This window comes from Cnuella takakiae (assembly GCF_001953305.1).
GTDB classification, from domain to species: Bacteria; Bacteroidota; Bacteroidia; order Chitinophagales; family Chitinophagaceae; genus Flavisolibacter; species Flavisolibacter takakiae.
The window spans coordinates 3319343-3340519 of sequence record NZ_MTFE01000010.1 but is presented as its reverse complement, the minus strand read 5'-3'; the positions used below and the strand labels follow the sequence as shown (position 1 = coordinate 3340519).

Here is a 21177-nt window from a genome sequence, read left to right as displayed (position 1 = left end):
TTCAAACCTGAAACCTTCTGATCCGTAGTCAGATGCTCTATTCAGTTGAGCTACGCAGCCATTTATTTTTAACTGGTTGTTATTCAGTTGTTTTCGAAAAGCCATGCGCCGTTAGCGGAGTGCAAAAATAAGGGAACTGCAACTATTCAGCCAAAACTTTTTGTAAAAAAATCTCTTTGCTAAGGTTAAGCAGTCACGTAATGCATGAATTCAATGCAGGAGCAGGATGGCTTTAAAATTTAAAACTTAGAAAAACATGATAATAGCAGCATCAATGCGGGGGCTTAAATGGATAAGCAACCGCATCAATGCTGCATCAAGCTAATAATGCCACCGCACAAAAGCTTCCATGGCCGCATATTGGGTAAGCCCAAGCTGGGCATACAACATTGCCGTTGTCGCATTGCGTTCTTCAGCACGCTGCCAGAATTCGCGTGCATCACTTCCCTGGAAGGGCACGCTGTCTTTTTGTGATTGGTGAATAAAGATGCCGTGTCTTTTCTTCATCACCTGTTCCGGACTCATGGGTATGGCCATTTCAATTTCTTCGATATTCCATTCCTGCCAGGCTCCTTTATACAACCAAAGCCAGCAGTCGTTGATCCATGTTGCCCCGGATGCCTTTAATCTTTTCAAAGCCTCCAGCACAATGTCGAGACAGATTTTATGCGTGCCATGTGGATCGGCCAGGTCGCCGGCGCAATACACCTGATGAGGTTTAATCTTTTCCAGCAGGGACATTGTTTGCTGCACATCAGCCTCACCCATCGGGTTCTTTTCAATGGTCCCCGTTTCGTAAAAAGGCAGGTTTTGAAAATGGATATTACTATCCGGGATACCCACATACCTGCAGGTAGCCTTGGCCTCACCGCGCCGGATCAGCCCTTTGATGGCCCTGATCTGTGGCGTATCCATGCTGTTGCTTTTCTTATTGGCCAGGTAATGGCGCACGTCCTGCAATATAGAAGCGGAACGACTGGAGTCGATGCCTGCGATCTCTTCAAAGCCTACGGCAAAATCAAGGAAGCGTGTTACAAATTCATCTGTAACCGCAATATTGCCTGAAGTTTGGTAGGCAACATGCACTTCATGACCCTGGTCGTGCAGGCGCTGGAAGGTACCGCCCATGGAAATGATATCATCATCGGGGTGTGGCGAAAAAATGATACACCGCTTGGATACAGGCGCGGACCTTTCGGGGTGGTTGGGCATACTGGAGTTGGGCTTTCCACCTGGCCAACCAGTAATGCTATCACGCAGCATATAAAATACTTCCAGGTTGATGCCATAAGCATCGCCCTTTTCTACCAGCAGGTCGCTCAACCCGTATTCATTATAGTCGTTGTTTGTCAGCGACAGTACCGGCTTTTTTAATTTCAATGCCATGTTCACCACGGCCTTTTTCATAATCCGCGGCGTCCATTCCGTATCGCCGGTCAGCCAGGGACTTTTATAACGGGTAAGTTCAGCCGCAGCAGCTGCATCCAGCACAAAAAGAGTGTCGGTGTGCTGCTGCAACAGGCTTGCAGGAATGTGCTCGGTCATATGTTCTTCAGCAGCCTTTTGCACAACGGGAGCTTTCCCGGATCCCCATGCCATGAGCACTATTTTCTTAGCCTTCAATATGGTGCTGATGCCCATCGTGATGGCCAGCCTTGGTACCTGCGAAATATTGGGAAACTCATACAGATTGGCAAATCGGGTGGTATTATCCAGATTGGTAAGGCGGGTATGGCTATGGATGGAGGACCCCGGCTCGTTAAACCCAATATGGCCATTCATACCAATACCCAATATCTGCAGGTCAACACCGCCAGCTTCTTCTATTTGTTTTTCATATTCCAGGCAATATTGCTTGATAGCGTCCTTGGGCCATTCGCCATTGGGAATGTGAATATGCTCGGGTTTCATGTCCACATGGTTGAACAACATGCGGTGCATGAAGTGGTAATAGCTTTGGTAGGCTTCCCGCTCAATGGGATAATATTCATCCAGGTTAAAGCTGATTACATTGGCAAATGAAAGACCTTCCTCGCGGTGCATGCGCACCAATTCGGCATAAAGGGTTTTTGGTGTCGAACCTGTTGCAAGGCCCAGCACGCAGGCTTTGCCTTCAGCCTGGCTGTTGCGAATGGTTTCAGCAATAATAGCAGCTACATGTTTCGATCCATCCAATATGTTGTTGTGGATGGAGCATGGAATTTTTTCAAATGAATCAACCATCGGAAAAGGGTTTGGTTTGGCTCTCGGTTATACATGAAGGTAAGTAGAAACAGGGCTTACAGTATAGCGTATTATTTGTTTTTGGTATTTAGTATTGGGTAACTGTCCTTTAATGCTATGCACATGTTATCGCTACATTTCAATTGCCCAAAACCAAATCCTCAAAGGATTATAATACTTCTATTTCATCTAAAAACATCCAGGCTTTTTGTCCTGCACCGGCCATGTGTTCTGCAATTTTCTGAACAGCTTGTGCTTTTACGCGCACAAAACGGGCCTGCACGGGGGCATCAATCACCACGCCCAGGTAACCTTTTACCGGGTCTTTGGCAAGCAACTCACGTGCTGATCCCATTCTTTGGTAAGTTTTGCCATCGGTGCTCACCTGAACTTCCATCTCCTGTGGCGGATATATCCAACTGCCACTGGCAAAAAGCGTGTGCAGCCGCACCTCGCTTATATCCTGAGGGCTGCCCAGATCAATGGTTGCCGTTATGGTCTTTCCATTATACCCTATGAACTCCTTTGTTCTGTCCATACCTTTTTCATTGATTACGCCGTCTACCAGGGTAAATGCACCTGAACCGGGGTAATTGGGAGCGGGCTGTTCGGAAAGGGATACCTTTTTACCCGTAGCCTTGTTGAACCTAAACTTGATAGTAGTAGAATCTATGATCTTTCCGTTACGGTTAACCAAGGCCGTTACTTCACCTGATTGCTGGATCAAAACAGGTGCCGTATAGTTTTTTGCAAAATGCAATCCACTGATACCATACTGTACCGTTGCTTGCCTGTCCTTGGATTCCAATTGCAGCAGCAGGCCACTATTATCTTTTGTTGGCGCTATTGCAGCTTTGATTTCGAAATAAGCATTACTGTAGTTGGCGCCCCATAATTCGTACCGTTTGTATTGGGTTTGCATCCTCTTTTCAAATTCGGGCCAGTTGCGTTGGCCCTTTGCGCTCCACAACACTTCACTCATAGCGCTCATTCGGGGAAATATCTGGTACTCCACTTTTAAAGGGTAGGCGATGTATTCTGTCCACAAATTACTTTGAGCACCGATGATGTATTTTGCCTGTTCGGCATTTAATTCTTTGGGGATGGGTTCGTAGGCATACACCTTTTCTACCGGAGTAAATCCGCCAAAAGTAACAGAGTCTTCCTGTGTCGATTGGCTGTGATCGAGGTAGCAGTGACTGCCAGGCGTCATGATTACCTGGTGCTTTTGTTTGGCGGCAGCAATGCCGCCTGCCTCACCACGCCAGCTCATCACCATTGCGTTGGGTGCTAGCCCGCCTTCCAGAATTTCATCCCAACCGATGATGGTTCTGCCTTTGCTGTTCACGTATTTTTCCATGCGCTGGATAAAATAGCTCTGCAGTTCATGTTCATCTTTCAGGCCTTCTTTTTTGATACGTTGCTGGCAGCGTGGGCAATGTATCCAGTTTTCCTTGGGGCATTCGTCGCCGCCCACATGTATATAAGGTGATGGGAATAGTGGCAACACTTCATCCAATACATCCTGTAAGAAAAGAAAGGTAGAATCATTGCCGGCGCAAAAAACATCATCAAATACCCCCCAGGTTTGCGCTACCTGGTAGGGACCTGTACCGGGACAACCCAGGTTGGGATAGGAGGTGAGTGCTGCAAGTGCATGACCCGGCATTTCAATTTCGGGCACCACCGTAATATGGCGTTGGGCTGCATACCGGACAATCTCTTTTATTTCCTCTTGCGTATAATAGCCGCCATACCTGATCTGGTCATTTCCCTTGCCAGGGTAGTGACCAATGATGGTCCCATCGCGATAAGCACCTACTTCAACCAGGCGGGGATATTTCTTTATTTCAATACGCCATCCCTGGTCATCGGTAAGATGCCAGTGGAAATAGTTCATTTTGTGCAGGGCGATATAGTCAATGTATTTTTTGACAAAGGAAATGGGGAAAAAGTGCCTGGCCACATCCAGGTGCATACCGCGGTAATCAAAACGGGGAGCATCCTGAACCTGTACCAAAGGAATACTAATGTCTCCCTGATGCTTGTCTACCGGCAGAAGCTGCAGGAGGGTTTGTAAACCATAAAAAGTACCAGCATGGGTATCGCCTTCTATCGATACCCCGTTTTGATTTACCGAAAGCTGGTATGCATCCTTGTCCGGTGCTTTGATAAAGTTGCGGGTACGCAACACAATGCCTTTATTGCCTCCATTCTGACTGGTGGAGATGGGCAAGCTAAAACCATAATACTGCTGCAGGTACTCGTTGAAAATTTTAGCACCAGCTTCCTCGCCGGCCGTAGCCGCAATAAGGGGCGTATTGGCCGTAAGCAAAAAGCGGCCGGGCTTTACGGTAAGGGATAGCGGCTTGGGAATAATGGAAACCTGCTGGCTGGTGGCCGTGCAACTGAAGATCAAAAGCAGCAGCAACACCGGGATGATACGCATGCAAAGGGGTTTGGTTTCCGTCTAAGGTAAAGATTACCCTCCAACCCCTGCTGTTTTATGGGGTGCAAACGGTTGAACTTTTTTAAAAATATTAAAAAGTAAAGCAGGCCTTAAGCCTGCTTTTAGTTCAAAACCATTCTGCTTCAAACCGCCTGAAATTCTGTTTCAGTTCGGTGTATAGTTTTCTAAAGGTGTTCATTTGGTCGCGTAGCTTGCCGTGGTTGTCCATGCGGAAGCTTTCCAGGGTCATCCCCGATACTTCCCGCACAAAGCTGGCTAACTGCTTTTCGGCGCCATGCAACTCGTGTTTCAATTGGTCGATCACCTCTTTGTGGCGGATAAAACTATTCTGGAAATGTTCGATTTGAGCAGTCACCTCCTGTCGGGTGTATTTGCTGACCAGTTCAGCCAGGTGCTTTTCAAAAATCTGGATTTCTTCTTTTACAAAATTCAACTCTGCAACCCACAGATGGTATTCAAGGTGCAATTTGGGATGGGGTAATGTGCCTGTCATAAACGCCATTTTATACCCTAAAGCAAGGCAATTACCCGTAGCGGCTTACTGACCCAGGTCCATATTTCTTTTGATTGTTGTCAATTGGCAGGCCTGGTTGTTGGACCCTACTTAATTCCATAAGTGATTTTAAAAGTTTTAAACCGGTACTTCTATCAGCAGTAATTCCGAGGTCATATTGGCTTTTATCCGAAGCGGGTTGGTTGCTGTAAGTCCCAGACCATCCCTGCGGTTGAGTACAATATCATTGATGGTCACATCTCCTTCAATCAGGAAAGCATAGACCCCGTTACCATCTTTTTTTAAAGGGTACTCCAACTCCAAACCAGCATCCAGTTTGCCCAGGCTAAACCAGGCTTCCTGGTGTATCTGTACCCCTTGTCCTGATCCCATGGGTGCTACAATGGTAGCCAGTTGGTTGTGTAATGCCTCATCTTTAAAATTTTGTTGGTCGTAGCGGGGTGTTACCCCTTTCTGATTGGGAAAAACCCAGATCTGCAGGAAGCGGACCGGCAGGAGTTGGCTCCTGTTTTTCTCTGAATGCACCACCCCGGTTCCGGCACTCATCACCTGTACATCTCCTTTTTTGATCACCTGCACATTGCCCAGGCTGTCGCCATGTTCCAACTCGCCCTCAAGGGGAATGGAGATGATTTCCATATTATCATGCGGGTGTTTGCCAAATCCGGCGCCACCCACCACCGTATCATCATTCAGTACCCTGAGGGCGCCAAAATGTAACCTGTTGGGGTCATAATAAGCACCAAAAGAGAAGGAGTGCCAGCTATCCAGCCAGCCGTGGTTGGCGTGGCCCCTTGTATTTGCTTTATGCAAAACCATTTCCATAAAGGGCAAAGTAAAAAAATAAAGCCACCCCTGCGGAGTGGCTGAATTGGACTTGCATAAAGCCGGTTGTACCTGGCAACCAGCCCATTATTGGCTTTTCTGGTGAACTTCGGCTTACACGCCGGCACCTACATCCACATGGGAAAGGCGACCAGCGAGCCATAAAAACTCCTGTACAAAAAGATCGGTGTTGCGTTGAAAGGCAGGGTCGAGGAGGGTACCTGCCGCGTCAAATTTTTTGTCCATCTGTGGAATGATCAGCATATAAGGGGATGGATTGCCAAAAATGGCCAGCACAAACTGCTGGAGTTGCATGGCTGCCCGCATGCCACCCAACGAGCCGGTAGAGGCTGTAACCAGGCCAAAAGCTTTATGGTGCTGTTTGGGAAAATGGTCAAACAGGTTTTGCATGGCAGGCGAGTAGGAACCATTGTACTCCGGCGTCACGATCACAAAGGCGTCAGCGGCAAAAAAACGTTCCGCGAGCGGGCGCAGGTGCTCAGGGGCGTCGGCTGCTGTACGAAAAACATCCTGCATGGGCGGCAGGTGGTGCTCCCTAAGATCAACCAGGCCTACTTCCGCATCGCTTTGCTGGCTGATCTGTTGCTGCAGGAAAAGGGCTACCCGGTGAGAATTGCTGTTGGCCCTGGGGCTGCCTGATATAATTTCAATTTTCATTTCAACGTTTTATGGCGGCTCAAATGTCACACATTCCAGCCTGTAAGGGGGTATAACACTTAAACCTGGTCATTGTTGAGCTCAACGGGCGGATGATTTTTCCGCAGCCGCATATTAATCAATTCAACTATCAGGCTAAAAGCAATAGCGGTGTAGATATAGGTTTTATTGAAATGCTGGTGAAAACCTTCAGCTACCAGCATTACGCCAATCATGATCAGGAATGCAAGGGCAAGTATTTGCAGGGTTGGATGCTTGTTGATAAAGTTGGATATGGGACCGGCAAAGAACAACATTACGGTCATTGAAATCACCACCGCCGCGATCATGATGAGGACATTATCAACCAAACCTATAGCGGTAAGGATGGAGTCAAATGAAAATACGGCATCAACCGCCACAATTTGAACAATCACAGCATTAAAAGAGGAGGGGGCTACCGTTGTTTTCTGCGCTTCCTTCTTTTCCAGTTTATGGTGAATTTCGAGGGTACTTTTAAATACCAGGAAGATACCCCCTGCAATCAGGATCAAATCTTTCCAACTGATGCCAAGGGGCTGCCCTTCATCTTTGATAAAGCCCAGGGTAAACACAGGTTTGGTAAGGCCAATCAGCCAGGTAATGCCCAGCAGCAATACTATGCGGAATACCATGGCAAACAGTAACCCCAGGGTACGTGCCCGGGGTTGCTGTGCGGCAGGCAGCTTGTTGGATACAATGGAAATAAAAATGATATTGTCCACACCAAGAATGATCTCCAGGACAGTAAGGGTTAATAAGGCAGTCCAAACACCGGGATCGCTAAATACGGACAGATCAACTAGTAGGGTCATGTGCTTTTATTTTGCAGATGCAAGTGCAATAGATTCATGCCAGCGTAAGATAGATGGATAAGCAACAGGAATTTGCCGGTTGGCTATTATGGCAAACGGTTGCGCACCATTGAAAGTGTAAAGTAAGCGTATGGCTATGTTTTGCTCCTTAAAGATTGGCTCTTAGTATTGTTTGCTCTTGAAAGGCCTTTATACTAAAGCGCTTTTTTACTTTATTACCAATTGCAACTAACCCTTTCGTAAGCATTTCACCATGGCTGTTATTCCTTGATTGCTGAGGAAAAACCTTCCCATACAAATGCGCCAACCAGTATATGCCTCCGCTTCTTTATATTAGGGTATGAAACAATTGCTTGCCCCTTTACTCAGCCTATTCTTGTTCAACCTGATGCTGGGAGTAACACCAATATGTGCGCAGGCACAGCAACCTGAAATAGGTTTGGAGTTGTATAGTTTCCGCGACCTGTTTAAGAAGGACGTTCCGGGTACGCTTCAAAGGGTAAAGGAACTGGGTATAAAGGAAATTGAGGGCGGTGGCAGCTACAACCTGGACCCTGAAGTCTACCGGCAATTGTTACGGGAAAAGGGTTTGGAACTGGTGAGTTATGGTGCCGGTTTTGAAGACTTGGAAAAAGCGCCCGAAAAGGTGGCTGAGCAGGCGCGCTTTTATGGCGCTAAATACGTGGTAACATTTTGGATTCCCCATCAGAACAAAACTTTTACCTTTGAAGATGCCCAGCGAGCCGTTACTGTATTCAACCGTGCCGGAAAGGTGTTGAAAGAGGCGGGGCTTAGCTTTGCCTACCATCCGCACAGCTACGAGTTTCAGCCTTATGGCAAAGGAACATTCTTCGATTACCTGGTGAAAAATATGGACCCGCGCTATGCAAACTTTCAGATGGATGTATTCTGGTTTCAGCATGCCGGCCAAAACCCGGTGGCATGGCTGAAGAAAATGCCCAGGCGCTTTGTTTCCCTTCACCTTAAGGATCGTGAAAAAGGCACAAAAAACAATACTTACCCCGATGCAAGTGTTGAAACCAATGTGGTGCTGGGTACCGGTGATGTAAATATCCGTGGCATTATGCAGGCCGCATGGAAAATTGGTATCCGCCACTATTTTATAGAAGATGAATCTTCAAGGGCCGAAGTGCAGGTGCCTTTAAGCATACAATACCTTAAAAGCCTGGATACCGTGCAGAAATAAGCAATTAAAAAAGGTGGCCGGAGCCACCTTTTTTAATTGCTTCAGATGCTAAGTTTCTTCATGTACGCTGCGTCTGCTTTTGCCGCTTCCAAAGGCGTGGTGCCGGCATAGGCTTCCTGCTCTACAATGAAATATTCCATACCCAGTTTTTTTACCTCCTGGGTGATCATTTTGTAATCAATATTTCCTTTTCCAAGATCTACCGATTCAAACTTGTTGGAACCAGCCGGAACCTCACCGCGGTCTTTAACATGGCAAAGTTTAAAACGGTTGGGATATTTTTTCATCCAGGCCATGGGGTCGTGACCGCCATTTACCACCCAGTACATATCCATTTCAAAGTCTACCGTTTCAGGATTGGTGCTTTGCAGCAATATGTCCTGCGGCAATTGACCTTCGGTGGGTTTGAAGGTATAATCGTGGTTGTGGTAGGCAAAGCGCATTCCCCTTTGTTTACAGATATCGCCGCATTTGTTGAAGTTATCAGCAGCCTTCTTGTACTCATCCAGGTTCTTTTGCGCACCCAGGTAAGGGCAAATCAGGTATTTCATACCAATAGCTGCGGCCTCATCGGCTTTTTGCTCAAAGTCCTTGTTGATATTGGTATGGGTAGAAACCATAGTCAGCCCAAGGGAATCTAAGTAGCTTTTCAGCTCGGTATTTTTCATCCCCCAGAAAATACCCTGGGCACCTTCATAGCCTTCTATTTGTTTGTAGCCAAACTGGGAAACCATGGCCAGGGTGCCTTTTACATTTTTAGGCAGTACATCCCGGAGGGTATACAGCTGTAATCCAAAAGGGGTAGTGGCCGCGCTGTTCGCCAGCAGTTTGGAACCAATTGAGGAAAGGAGTAAGCCTGAGCCAAGTACGGAGGCGGATTTAAGAAAATCCCTGCGGTTGTATGACATAAGTGGTGATTAGGAGGTTAAGATTGGAAAGGAGGTAGTTCAAAATAGAATGGATCCAAAATCAACCTGCTATTTTGAACTACCTGATAATATCTAGTTAAGTGAACGCCTTGTCTCCCTTTTTGTACGGGATACAGCCATCGAAGCGGCCGGGTACCGGCACATGGCGGCGGGCTTGTGTACTGCCGATCTCCGAAGTAAAATAACCCAGCAGGGTCAGTTCTTTCATCATCCGGAAATAGTGCGGGTCAGAACCTTCCTTGGCGTTCTTTGCATAATCTTTAGCTTCCTTGTCCAGCGCAGTGAGGAACTCGGTACGTTGCTGCGGGGTAAGCTTTATAAAATCGTTGTCGTACTTGTCGTTTGCAGCTTCGTTCAGTTTTTCCATGCCCTCGCGGAAAACCTTCTGGTCTTTTTCTTCATAACTGTCGTTCACCATAACGGTCATAAACTGACCCACCTTGGCCGCCTTGGCGCCGGGTGTGCTGGTGGTAGGGAGGATGGTATCGGCAATCTCATCGAGGTAGGCGATGTCTTCAGGCGTCCATTCGGTGGGTTTGCCGGTTTCCGATTTACAGCCGGTAAGAATGGCGGTACTGCCAATCATTGCGCCTCCCATGAGCAGGGCTATTCTTTGTACAGCGTCTCTTCTGTTCACGTTATTGTGTTTTAAAAGTCCATTGTTTATCGTTGATCGCTGATGTTTGTAGGATCAGAGATCAAAACATCAGCGATCAGCAATCATTCCTTATGCTTTTAGGCTCCAGCCCTGGCGGTACTCGCGTTTCACCCACTGGTTTACCTCGTCGAAGTTGGTAACCTTCATCTGGTTGTTGTCCCAAACCAGCTTAAGACCCCGACCCGGATAGGTAAAGCGATTGTTTTCGGCGGGCTTGCGGATGTCGTGGGCACGGATGGCAAGGTTGGCCATGAGCAACAGTTCGGTGAGCGGTCCTGCCACTTCAAAGGGCGAGCTCACTTCCATTTTGCCATGCCCTGCTATGCAGGCTTCCACCCACTGTGCATAGTGGCCTTCAGCGCTGCCGGGAACCCTTTTGTCAACTTGTTTTACCTGCGTGGTTTTGGTTAATGTGGTGGGCAGCAACTGTGGGTTGGTACCATAAGTACCGCACATCATCTTTCCCTTGGTACCAATAAAGAGGGTACCGTTACCGCCATCGCCAAACACTTCGTTGGGTCCCAACTCATCAGGGCGTGTAGGCTGAATGCCGCCGTCCATCCAGTGTACGGTTACATCACCCTTGGTTTTGGCCGTTTTGGGAAAAGTAAGGGTTACATGGCTGGAAGGCGGGAAGCTCTCCGGGAAATAACCCCGCTTGAATTCATCCACGTAAACCGAGCCTACAGAAGCCTGTACATCCCTGGCGTATTTAAGGTCCAGCACACGGAAGGCTGGTTCCAGCATATGGCATCCCATATCACCCAGTGCACCGGTACCATAATCCCACCAGCCACGCCAGTTGAAAGGCACCAATTTGTCAACATAATCCTTGTAAGGCGCCGTTCCCAACCAAAGGTCCCAATCCAGTTCCTTGGGTACCTCGGCCTTTCCGGTTGGCCATTGCAATCCCTGGGGCCATACAGGGCGGTCGGTCCAGGAATAGATGGTGTGCACATCGCCGATCAGGCCGGCCTCGTACCAGTCTTTCAATTGGCGGGTGCCATCGCCCGAAGCCCCCTGGTTGCCCATCTGGGTTACCACCTTGTACCGGCGTGCGGCATCGGTGAGCACCCGGGCTTCGTAAATGTCGTGGGTGAGCGGCTTTTGAACATACACATGTTTGCCCAGCTGCATGGCAGCAAGCGTGGGCGCAGCGTGGTTGTGATCGGGGGTGGACACCGAAACGGCATCGAAGTTTTTGGCTTCTTTTTCAAATAGCACCCGCCAGTCCTTGTAATATTTGGCTTTGGGAAAACGCTTGACAGTAGTGGCGGCCCGGCGGTCGTCCACGTCTACCAGGTATGCGATTTCGGCTTTGCCGCTTTTGTAAAAACTGTTGATGTCGCTTTCGCCCTTACCGCCCGCACCAATACCGGCGATCAGGAGTTTGTCGCTGGGTGCAACAAAGCCCCTGCCCAATACATGACGGGGAACAATAAAGAAACCAGCAGCAGCCAGCGAGGAATTTTTAATGAAACTCCTGCGGGAGTTTTCATTTGTAGGGTTTACCTTTTTTTCGTTCATGGTTGTGGTATTGGGGGAATGGGTTATTAGGTAAAAGGTATTGGGAATTGGGTATTACTCATTGTGCATGGTGACTGTAAATTTTTTTCCTAAGCACCATTTCCTAATTCCCAATTCCCTTCTTACTTAAACATTCAATTTTTTCATTTCGCCTACGGCATGGTTAACTGCCCGTGCGGTAAGGGCCATATAGGTCAGCGATGGGTTAACACAAGCCGCCGAAGTCATACAAGCACCATCGGTAACATATACGTTGGGCGCGTCCCAAACCTGGTTGTTGCCGTTAAGTACCGATGTTTTGGGATCGCGGCCCATACGTGCGGTACCCATTTCGTGAATGCCCTGTCCCATATAATAGGTGTTGTCAAAAGACTTCACATTTTTCAGACCGGCAGCTTCCAGCATGGCAACGGCTTCGCCTGTCATGTCCTTCCGCATTTTCAGCTCGTTGTCTTTGATGGAAGCATCAATATTGACCACGGGCAAGCCCCACTTGTCCTTTTTGGATTTATCCAGGGTCACCTTGTTCTCGTGGTAAGGGAGGATTTCACCAAAGGCGGTAATACCCATAGTCCATGGGCCGGGTTCGCTCAGGGCATCTTTATAGTCGCCACCAAGCGTTAGTTCGGCTACATCGCGGTTCCAGCCCTGACGGCTGGCGCTACCCTGGTAACCAAAGCCACGCAGGTAATCGCGCTTGTCATCGCCATAGTTCTGGAAGCGGGGGATATAAATACCGTTTGGCCGGCGACCGTAGTAGTATTTATCATCATAACCTTCGGCAATACCGGATGCACCCAGGCGGAAATGGTGATCCATCAGGTTGTGACCCAGCTCACCGGAGCTGCTGCCCAAACCCCCATCCCATACATCGGTAGCGGAGTTCATCAGGACCCATGCCGAGTTGATGGCCGATGCGTTGAGGAAGATGATTTTTGCGAAATAGTCGTAAGTTTTGTTGTTCTGCGCATCTAAAATGCGAACGCCTTTTGCACGCTTGGTATCCTTATCGTACAGAATTTCGGTAACAATGGACCAGGGGCGCAAGGTGAGGTTGCCGGTTTTTTGCGCAGCAGGGAGGGTGGCCGACTGGGTGCTGAAATAAGCACCAAAAGGACAACCCAGCCAGCATTTGTTGCGGTACTGGCAATTGGAGCGGCCGGGAAGCGGCTCCGTAATGTTGGCAACCCGGCCAATGGTCATGATCCGCTGTCCTTTATACTGTTGCTTGATGCGGTCGGCCACATCTTTCTCCACGCAGTTCAGGTCCATGGGCTTTTGGAACTCACCATCGGGTAGGGTAGGGAACCCATCGCGGGAACCCGAGATGCCTGCAAATTTCTCTGCATAGCTGTACCAGGGTGCAATTTCCTTATAACGGATGGGCCAGTCTACGCCCACACCCTCTTTGGCATTGGCTTCAAAATCCAGGTCGGAAAAACGGTAGCTCTGGCGGCCCCACATGAGGGAGCGGCCACCAACATGGTAACCCCGGTACCAGTCGAAACGCTGGGTTTCGGTGTAGGGGCTTTCTTTTTCGTTTACCCAATAGTCGAGGTTTACCTCGTTCAGTGGGTAGTCGCGCTTCAGCACGGGATAATCCTGTATCATCTGCTGGGTACGGCCTCCGCGGTGCGGAAACTCCCAGCTCTCTTTATTGGCATTTACGTATCCCTTAATATGGGGGATATCGCGGCCTCGTTCCAGCATGATGGTTTTAAGACCTTTTTCAGTTAGCTCTTTGGCAGCCCAGCCACCCGAGATTCCTGAGCCAATTACAATCGCGTCAAAAACATTGTCAGCCATAGTAGCGCTATTTAAATGGAGGTTGTTTGAAAAGTTTTGTTCTTCGAAAAAAAGACGGTTCTAAAGACAATGTATAGCCAATTATCGATCAGTGCCCATCCAAATCATACATCACAGATGCTGATGGCTTTGCGCAGGGAGGCCACTTTGTCGGTTGCAACAGGGATGAACTCCTGGGCCAGGTAGCCTTTGAAGCCTGTAGCAACAATCGATTTGATGATAGCCGGGTAAAACAGTTCCTGCGATTCATCTATTTCGTGACGGCCGGGTACGCCTCCGGTGTGGTAATGCCCTATGTAGGGATGCGACTGCTGGATGGTGCGGATCACATCGCCTTCGTCAATCTGCATATGGTAGATGTCATAAAGCAGTTTAAAGTTGGGTGATCCGATACTTTTTGCCAGTTCTACACCCCATGCGGTATGATCGCACATATAATCCTTATGGTCCACCTTACTGTTAAGCAGCTCCATGATGATGGTAACCCCTCTTTTTTCAGCCTTGGACATGATCTTTTTCAATCCATCCGAGCTGTACTTTAAGCCGGTGGCATCATCCATTCCCTTGCGGTTGCCGCTAAAGCAGATCAGGTTCTGGTAACCGGCATCGGCCACAAGGTCAATATGCTTCAGGTAGTTGTCTACTAGCCTGCCATGGTATTGCGGGTCATTCCAGCCTTCGGTAAGGCTAATTTCCGCGCCATTGCACATAGAAGAATGGATGCCATGTTTTTTCAAAGTAGCCCAGTCACCAGGTCCCACCAGGTCAATGGCACTAAAACCAATTTCTTTGATGGTGGTGCACAATTGTTCCAGGGGCATAAAGCCGTAGGTCCAGCGGCAAACGGAATGTTTGATGTTGTTCTTCAACTTGGTTTCATTTTTAGGGGAGAAGGGCAAGGTGGCAGCCAAAGATGGCAATGCTCCCATGGCAAAGCCACCTGCTACAAGTTGCTTGATTAGTTCTCTACGATGATAGTGGGCCATGTGGATGAATTATACAGCACATATGACAGCAAAAGAGCAACTCATTGAAATGAATTGACCGTTTAGCACGCTAATTTTGATGCATGCTAAACGGTCCGAAAGGGGATCAATGTACCGCCATCGTCATTTCACTTTCTGTAATCCGCTTGGAGCTTTTTTGCCAGAAGAAAAATATAGTGAACAGCACGATCAGGATAATTGGGAAGGTCAACATCTTCATCAACGTATCCTGTCCGGTAGCTAATTCCAGTGCATCTGCAGTGAGGCCTTTACTTGAATTAGCAACCCGGGCACTATCAATCCAGCCGCCAATGATGGGCTGGAAAATAGCGGTTGAAAACATACCTACACCACCCACAACCGACATACCCAATGCACTGCTCTTGGGAACCCTGTGTGCTACAGAACCGATCATTACAGGCCAGAAATAACAAATGCCCAAGGCAAAGATGATGGCAGCAAAATAAACAGCAGGTCCTGTTACTGTACTAAACAAATAGATACCGATAGCAGTAAGGATGGCGCCGCCAAGCAAAACCCCTGTCTGGCCCAATGCCGCTACAATGGGGCCTGCAAAATACCTGCCTATTGCAGCTATACCAAAGGTCAAAGCAAGGATGAGCAAGGGTTCGGCTCCACTGGCAACCAAAATGATGCTTACCCATTGGTTGGGACCAAACTCTGAAATGGCGGTAAGCGCCATGGCAAAAAATAGGAAGATGAACACCGGGCTCAGCATGGCTTTAAAATTATTAGCCAGCGAGGTTGCTTCTTCGATCTGCGATTTGGGAAAGGTTTTTCCAAAAAACAGAACGGCATAAATAACGGTTGGAATCAGGGTAACCCACATCTGCGCTTGCCATCCAAAGCCCAGCTTGGTCATCGCAAGGGAAATGAGCGAACCAATAAGGATGCCACCGGGAAACCACATGTGGAAACGGGAAAGCATTTTTTGCATTTTTACACCCGAATACATATCCGCAATCATAGGATTACAGGCAGCTTCGGTACATCCGTTACCGATACCTATAAATAAGGTAGAAATGAGTAAGGTGGAATAACCGCCGGCAAAAATGGTTAATAAGATACCGAGGGTATGGCATACAAGTGCCACCAACATTATTCTCTTTGGACCGAAAGTGTGATACACCAGTCCGCCTATGATCATGGCAATAGGAAATCCTAAAAACCACATGGAGTTGATAAATCCAAGTTGTTCGGCCGAAAGACCAAACTGTTCACCTAACTGGGGGAGAATGCCTGCACGGATTGAAAAGGTAAAGGCTGTTGTGATGAGTGCAAAGCAACTTCCGTTAAACAACGCACTTTTGTTAATGTTCTCGTTCATTTGGTTATAAGTTTTGAATTTAGTTTTCAATTCGAATGCTGCGGAAACCAGTAGGTAATAGCGGAGGATACAAATGCTGGGTGCACTTAGTAGGCTTCATAAAGGCAAACGTTAGTGTTTAGAAAGAAAAATTATGCGGTTAAATGTAAAAGTTTATTTTTAAAAACCTGAAGCATTAAATGCTTCAAATACAAGTTTTTCCACATTCCTTTGAACAACCGATTGCAATTGATTCCTTTCAGTGATTTTTATGCACTTTACATACTGAAAACCTAAATGCCATTAAGATGAACAGAAAGTTAAGAATGGGCATGATCGGTGGAGGCAAGGACGCCTTCATTGGTGCCATTCACCGCATTGCTGCCAATGCCGACGGTTTGATCGAACTTGTTTGCGGAGCCCTTAGCATCAATCCAGAAACGGCTGTTGAAAGCGGCCGCATGCTTTTTTTGCCCGAGAACCGCACCTACACCAATTGGGAGGAGATGCTGGAAAAAGAAAGCCAGTTGCCTGAAGGCGAACGCATGGATTTTGTAACCATCGTTACACCCAACTTCGCACACTTTGCACCAGCAATGGCCGCACTCGACAAAGGCTTTCATGTAGTAATTGAGAAACCCATCACTGTTTCGCTGGCCGAAGCACAACAACTGGCGCAAAAAGTTGAAGAAACCGGCCTTACACTTTGCCTTACCCACACCTATACCGGATATCCCATGGTGAAGCAGGCGAAGCAGATGGTAAAAGATGGTGTTTTTGGTAAGATCCGTAAAGTTTACGTTTCTTATCACCAGGGTTGGTTGAGCAAGCTTTCCGAACGGGAAGGCAATGCACAGGCTGCATGGCGCACCGATCCCAAACGCTCCGGTAAAGCAGGTGCCATGGGTGATATTGGTACCCACGCATTCAACCTTGCCGAATATATTACCGGCCAACAGGTAACCAAGCTGTGTGCTGCACTTAATATTGTTGTGGAAGGCCGCGCCCTGGATGATGACGGTGGCGTGCTGCTGCAATTCGACAACGGTGCAACAGGTGTACTTACCGCTTCCCAGGTTACTGCGGGTGAGGAAAACAACCTGTCCATTAAAATATACGGTGAAGAAGGCGGCCTGGAATGGCACCAGCAGGAACCCAATACCCTGTTGGTAAAATGGCTGAACAAACCAACCGAAGTGTACCGCGCAGGCATGGCCTTCACCAGCGATATCACAAAGGCAAACACCCGTACACCCGGTGGTCACCCAGAAGGCTACCTGGAGGCATTTGGCAATATTTACCGCAACTTCGCCCGCACACTCATGGCAAAAATGGACGGTGAAGCCGTTGATACCAGCCTGGTAGAATTCCCTTCAGTTAAAGAAGGTATCCGTGGCATGGCCTTTATTGATAACGTGGTGCGCAGCCACGAAAGCAATGAAAAGTGGACTACGTTTGAAGTGAGCGTGGAGCATGCTGTTGTTGCTTAGAATCCGATTCATAAAAAGTTCAGGGCGGCGGATGCATTTTTTAAAAGGATTGTTTTAAAGCAAGGCAAGATCTTTTATCTAACCTTGATTGTACAACGCTTCCTTTTAAAGTTTGCAGCCGCTGCCCTTTTCAAAGAAATACAAGATGAAGACAATTAAAGGACCCGGTATTTTCCTTGCCCAGTTTTTGGGCGACCAGCCACCTTTCAATGATTTAAAAAGTATTTGTGAGTGGGCTGCTTCCCTGGGTTTTGTAGGCGTGCAATTGCCTACCTGGGATGCACGGGTTATAGACCTGAAGCAAGCCGCGGAAAGTAAGACCTATGCCGATGATCTAAAAGGCCTGATCAATGGTTGTGGCCTTGAAATCACGGAGCTTTCTACGCACCTGCAGGGACAACTGGTGGCGGTGCATCCTGCATACGACCAGATGTTTGATGGCTTTGCCCCCAAAGAATTGCATGGCAATCCCACAGCCCGCACCGAGTGGGCCGTGCAACAATTGAAATATGCAGCCAAGGCATCGCAGAACCTGGGCCTGAATGCACACGCTACTTTCAGTGGAGCCCTGTTATGGCCCACAGTATACCCCTGGCCACAACGCCCTGCGGGTTTGGTGGAAACAGGTTTCAAAGAACTGGGCCGCCGCTGGTTGCCCATCCTCAATGCATTTGACGAAGCAGGTGTAGATGTCTGTTATGAAATCCACCCGGGTGAAGACCTCCATGATGGCGTCACTTATGAAATGTTCCTGAAGGAAGTTAACAACCACGAAAGGGCCTGCCTGTTGTACGATCCTTCCCATTTTGTATTGCAGTGCCTTGATTACTTAGCTTATATCGACCACTACCACGAACGCATCCGTGCTTTCCATGTAAAAGATGCTGAATTCAACCCTTCGGGTAAGCAGGGTGTTTATGGTGGATACCAGGGTTGGGTCGAACGTGCCGGCCGCTTCCGTTCGCTTGGCGATGGACAGGTTGACTTCAAATCCATTTTCAGCAAACTCACCGCCTACGATTATAGCGGTTGGGCCGTAATGGAGTGGGAGTGTGCACTCAAACATCCTGAAGTTGGCGCTAAAGAAGGGGCCGTGTTTATCAAAAACAACATTATACCCACCACTGATAAAACATTTGATGATTTTGCAGGTACCGGTTCCAGTGAAGAATACAATCGTTCGCTGCTAGGTATTTAGTAACTTCGTACACCTTAATTAATAGACCATGAAAAAAGTATTGGTAACCCTTTCCCTGATTACCCTGTTGGTAGCTTGTGGTTCGAACGAAGCCGAAAAAGGCGCAACTCAGGAATCGGCTACAACCGCTGAAACTGCAGCACCCCAGGGTGAAGCCGCACAAACCACCGGCACCGAGCCCGCAGTAGTTGACCTTTCTTCCAATCCCGATTACCAGGCTGGCCTGGCCCTGGAAGCAAAAAGCGATTGCGCTACCTGCCACAAACTGGATGACAAACTGGTTGGTCCTGCCTTCCGTGAAATTGCAGCCAAGTACACAGAAAAAGACGTGGACATGCTGGCTGACAAGGTAATTAATGGTGGCGCCGGCAACTGGGGCCAGGTACCCATGACCCCGCACCCCCAACTGTCGAAAGACGATGCAAAAACCATAGTTAAGTACATCCTCCTGCTAAAGAAATAAAGCATGCACAAACTCTTAACCCTGGGAGTGGCGGCGGCCTTGCTGGCCGCCTGCTCTTCCAGCAAGCAAACCACAATGAACCAGCAAGGAAGCCATGCAGCGCAAAGCGGAGCAGACTGGCAGCCGCTCTTTGATGGTAAGGAAATCAAAGGCTGGCATACTTACGGTGGTACCGGTGTGGGCAAAGCCTGGCGTGTTGATAATGGTGCCATTCATTTTGATCCTGCGGCCAAAAAAAGCCTGGGAGATAAAGAAGGTGGCGACCTGGTTTCCAACGAAGCCTACGAAAATTTTCACCTGAGCCTGGATTGGAAAATTGCACCGAACGCTAACTCCGGTGTGATCTTCCTGGTGCAGGACGACCCGGGAAAATACAACGCCACTTACCTGACCGGACCTGAAATGCAGGTAGTAGATAACCAGGGCCACCCTGATGGTAAAATTTACAAACACAAGGCTGGTGACCTATACGACCTGGTAGCTTCCAGCAAGGAAGCGCAAAAACCAGTAGGCGAGTGGAACCATGCAGAAATTGTACTGAACAAGGGTAAACTGCAATTGTCGCTGAACGGAGTACAAACCGTTTCTACCACCATGTGGGACGATAACTGGAACACCCTTATTGCTGGCTCCAAGTTCAAGGACTGGCAGGCATTTGCTAAAAACCGGAGCGGACATATCGCTTTACAGGATCATGGTGATGCAGTCTGGTTCAAAGACATCAAAATAAAAAGGCTCTAAGGAGCCTTTTTATTTTGGCATAAGCCAAGCTGCAGGAACCCAGTTTTGATTGCCTCCAAATGATACCCTGAAACAAACCAGCAACAAACAACCGAAAATCAATTTACCCCTTTTTAAATTTTCCCTTGCTGCGGCTTCCCAATACCTACTTTTGCGAACCAAACAACATCAATGCCTGATCAATATAGCCAGTTGCGGGCCCTTTTAGCCGTAACAAAAGGTAGCCTGAGAGCCATTTTCCGTAGCCCTTCTTCTGTTCTGTTCAGCATCTTTTTTCCACTGATCCTGATTGTAGTTTTTGGCTTTCTAGGCAACAATGGCGGACCTTCTTACCGTTTATATCTGCAACCCGGTAGTGATACCACAAATGCCGTGGTGCAATCCCTGCGCAAAGCAAGGGGTATCCGCTTTGTCGATTATGCCGATACTGCCGCCCTGAATGCCGATTTGATAAAAGGCAGGATTACGGGTGTTATTGCCGTAAGCCCCGGAAAAGACAGTGCTGCTGCCTACCAGGTACTGTTTACATCAACAACAGCCAGTGGTGATAAGATTGCAACCTTCCTGCCCCTGTTGGAGAATACCCTTAATAAAATTGACAAAGAACGCAATCCTTATAAGGCCAGCTATGCCCAGCTACAATCACAGATTAACCAGGTGCGGGAATACCGAACCATTGACTTTATCCTGCCTGGGCAGCTTGGCTTTTCCTTGTTGAGTGCCGGTGTTTTTGGTGTTGCTTTTTTGTTTTACAGCCTGCGGCAGCAACTGGTACTCAAACGCTTTTATGCTACTCCCATCCGCCGTGGATATATCCTGCTGGGTGAAGGCCTTGCAAGGGTGATCTTCCAGTTGATTACGGCCATCATCATTGTTGGTTTAGGTTATTTTGCTTTCCGCTTTACCCTGATCAACGGTTGGGTTACATTCCTGGAGATCATGGTGCTTTCCTTTCTTGCCCTGCTGGTGTTTATGGGTTTTGGTTTTATTGTAAGCGGGTTGGCAAAGACAGAAAGTTCTATTCCGCCCTTTGCCAATATGATCACCCTGCCCCAATTCCTGTTGGCGGGTACCTTTTTCAACGTGGATGTTTTCCCGGTATGGCTGCAACCTATCAGCTATTCATTGCCGCTCACGCATTTCAACGATGCCATGCGCAAAATTTCTTTTGAAGGCGCACACCTTACCGATTGCGGGTTGCAGCTGGCGGTACTTGCCGGCTGGGGTATTGTAGCTTATGCCGTAGCCATCAAAGTGTTCCGGTGGGAATAAGGGCAGATGCTCTTTAGCTTTGCTAAGGTT

18 protein-coding genes are annotated in these 21177 nt (G+C 48.1%); 6 read left to right on the top strand and 12 right to left on the bottom strand.

Annotated elements, in window-relative coordinates:
- Positions 1-321: 321 nt before the first annotated feature.
- The 6 genes from nagB to BUE76_RS14545 all read right to left on the bottom strand — a co-directional run bounded on the left by nagB (position 322) and on the right by BUE76_RS14545 (position 7543).
- Positions 322-2223, bottom strand: a complete 1902-nt coding sequence (gene nagB / locus BUE76_RS14570; RefSeq protein WP_073041156.1) for a glucosamine-6-phosphate deaminase — start codon at positions 2221-2223, stop codon at positions 322-324.
- 169 nt (positions 2224-2392) lie between these two features.
- A complete protein-coding gene (locus BUE76_RS14565; RefSeq protein ID WP_073041154.1) occupies positions 2393-4672 on the bottom strand; it encodes a glycoside hydrolase family 20 protein in 2280 nt (759 codons plus the stop codon).
- A 127-nt stretch (positions 4673-4799) separates the two neighbouring features.
- Complete coding sequence (locus BUE76_RS14560) at positions 4800-5186, bottom strand: hypothetical protein (RefSeq protein ID WP_073041151.1); 387 nt, start codon at positions 5184-5186, stop codon at positions 4800-4802.
- 138 nt (positions 5187-5324) lie between these two features.
- Complete coding sequence (locus BUE76_RS14555; protein ID WP_073041561.1) at positions 5325-6032, bottom strand: pirin family protein; 708 nt, start codon at positions 6030-6032, stop codon at positions 5325-5327.
- Positions 6033-6146: 114 nt separating this feature from the next.
- Positions 6147-6710, bottom strand: coding sequence for an NADPH-dependent FMN reductase (locus tag BUE76_RS14550; RefSeq protein WP_073041149.1), 564 nt, complete (start codon positions 6708-6710; stop codon positions 6147-6149).
- A gap of 59 nt (positions 6711-6769) precedes the next feature.
- Positions 6770-7543 carry a TerC family protein gene (locus BUE76_RS14545; RefSeq protein WP_073041147.1) on the bottom strand — a complete coding sequence of 258 codons (774 nt, stop codon included), beginning with the start codon at positions 7541-7543 and terminating at the stop codon, positions 6770-6772.
- Positions 7544-7883: 340 nt separating this feature from the next.
- On the opposite strand from BUE76_RS14545, the gene BUE76_RS14540 reads away from it, so the two are divergent.
- Positions 7884-8750 carry a sugar phosphate isomerase/epimerase family protein gene (locus BUE76_RS14540; protein WP_073041146.1) on the top strand — a complete coding sequence of 289 codons (867 nt, stop codon included), beginning with the start codon at positions 7884-7886 and terminating at the stop codon, positions 8748-8750.
- Between the two features lie 41 nt (positions 8751-8791).
- Here BUE76_RS14540 and BUE76_RS14535 read toward each other — a convergent pair whose 3' ends face one another.
- The 6 genes from BUE76_RS14535 to BUE76_RS14510 all read right to left on the bottom strand — a co-directional run bounded on the left by BUE76_RS14535 (position 8792) and on the right by BUE76_RS14510 (position 16055).
- Positions 8792-9658, bottom strand: coding sequence for a sugar phosphate isomerase/epimerase family protein (locus BUE76_RS14535; protein ID WP_073041144.1), 867 nt, complete (start codon positions 9656-9658; stop codon positions 8792-8794).
- A 97-nt stretch (positions 9659-9755) separates the two neighbouring features.
- Positions 9756-10316: a gluconate 2-dehydrogenase subunit 3 family protein gene (locus BUE76_RS14530; RefSeq protein WP_073041142.1), complete on the bottom strand. Its 561-nt coding sequence runs from the start codon at positions 10314-10316 to the stop codon at positions 9756-9758.
- A gap of 90 nt (positions 10317-10406) precedes the next feature.
- On the bottom strand, positions 10407-11864 hold the full coding sequence (locus BUE76_RS14525; protein ID WP_073041140.1) for a Gfo/Idh/MocA family protein: 1458 nt from the start codon (positions 11862-11864) through the stop codon (positions 10407-10409).
- A 126-nt stretch (positions 11865-11990) separates the two neighbouring features.
- Positions 11991-13670, bottom strand: a complete 1680-nt coding sequence (locus tag BUE76_RS14520; protein WP_073041138.1) for a GMC oxidoreductase — start codon at positions 13668-13670, stop codon at positions 11991-11993.
- 104 nt (positions 13671-13774) lie between these two features.
- Positions 13775-14656: a hydroxypyruvate isomerase family protein gene (locus BUE76_RS14515; protein WP_073041137.1), complete on the bottom strand. Its 882-nt coding sequence runs from the start codon at positions 14654-14656 to the stop codon at positions 13775-13777.
- 106 nt (positions 14657-14762) lie between these two features.
- Positions 14763-16055: an MFS transporter gene (locus tag BUE76_RS14510; RefSeq protein WP_073041135.1), complete on the bottom strand. Its 1293-nt coding sequence runs from the start codon at positions 16053-16055 to the stop codon at positions 14763-14765.
- Between the two features lie 236 nt (positions 16056-16291).
- Here BUE76_RS14510 and BUE76_RS14505 point away from each other — a divergent pair, with 236 nt between their 5' ends.
- From BUE76_RS14505 to BUE76_RS14485, 5 genes are all read left to right on the top strand, one after another.
- Positions 16292-17473 carry a Gfo/Idh/MocA family protein gene (locus BUE76_RS14505; RefSeq protein WP_073041133.1) on the top strand — a complete coding sequence of 394 codons (1182 nt, stop codon included), beginning with the start codon at positions 16292-16294 and terminating at the stop codon, positions 17471-17473.
- Positions 17474-17618: 145 nt separating this feature from the next.
- Positions 17619-18671, top strand: coding sequence for a sugar phosphate isomerase/epimerase family protein (locus BUE76_RS14500; protein ID WP_073041131.1), 1053 nt, complete (start codon positions 17619-17621; stop codon positions 18669-18671).
- Between the two features lie 28 nt (positions 18672-18699).
- Positions 18700-19134 carry a c-type cytochrome gene (locus BUE76_RS14495; RefSeq protein WP_073041129.1) on the top strand — a complete coding sequence of 145 codons (435 nt, stop codon included), beginning with the start codon at positions 18700-18702 and terminating at the stop codon, positions 19132-19134.
- 3 nt (positions 19135-19137) lie between these two features.
- Complete coding sequence (locus BUE76_RS14490) at positions 19138-19875, top strand: 3-keto-disaccharide hydrolase (RefSeq protein WP_073041127.1); 738 nt, start codon at positions 19138-19140, stop codon at positions 19873-19875.
- A gap of 171 nt (positions 19876-20046) precedes the next feature.
- Entirely contained in the window at positions 20047-21147 is a 1101-nt protein-coding gene (locus BUE76_RS14485) for an ABC transporter permease (RefSeq protein ID WP_073041125.1), read from the top strand.
- The last annotated feature ends 30 nt before the right edge of the window (positions 21148-21177 follow it).